Below are 427 nucleotides of genomic sequence, written 5' to 3' on the forward strand. Positions count from 1 at the left end.
GACATACGGTGGTTCTTTCATGGTACTGGCGACTGCCAGCCACACTGCGGCCAGCATTGCGCCAGCGAGAAATACTCCCTGACCGTCAAACATGCCGTCAATCCAGCCGCCCAGCGAACCGCCAATCGCCACGCCAAGAAACTGGCTGGTGGAGTAAACACCCATCGCCGTACCTTTGTAACCTGCTGGCGATTCTTTACTGATAAGTAAAGGCAGAAGGGCTTCCATCAAATTAAACGCCACAAAGAAAAGCTGCACGCCGACCACCAGTTGCCAGAACTGCGTTTGTGCGTTCCACAACACAATTTCCGCGACCACGATCAACCCGACGCAAAAGACAAAGACTTGCTTCATTTTGCGCTTAACTTCAGCGTAGATAATGAAAGGCACGACCGAGCCAAAGGCGATTAACATCGTTGCCAGGTAG

At 52.2% G+C, this 427-nt stretch carries 1 protein-coding gene; it reads right to left on the reverse strand.

Translation table 11 applies throughout. From position 1 onward, the window contains the following. Nucleotides 1–427 (reverse strand): MFS transporter (locus tag D7W79_RS42795; RefSeq protein WP_120530810.1); only part of this gene is annotated, 427 nt, incomplete at both ends.

The sequence above is a fragment of the Corallococcus exercitus genome, assembly GCF_003611585.1.
GTDB lineage: Bacteria > Myxococcota > Myxococcia > Myxococcales > Myxococcaceae > Corallococcus > Corallococcus exercitus.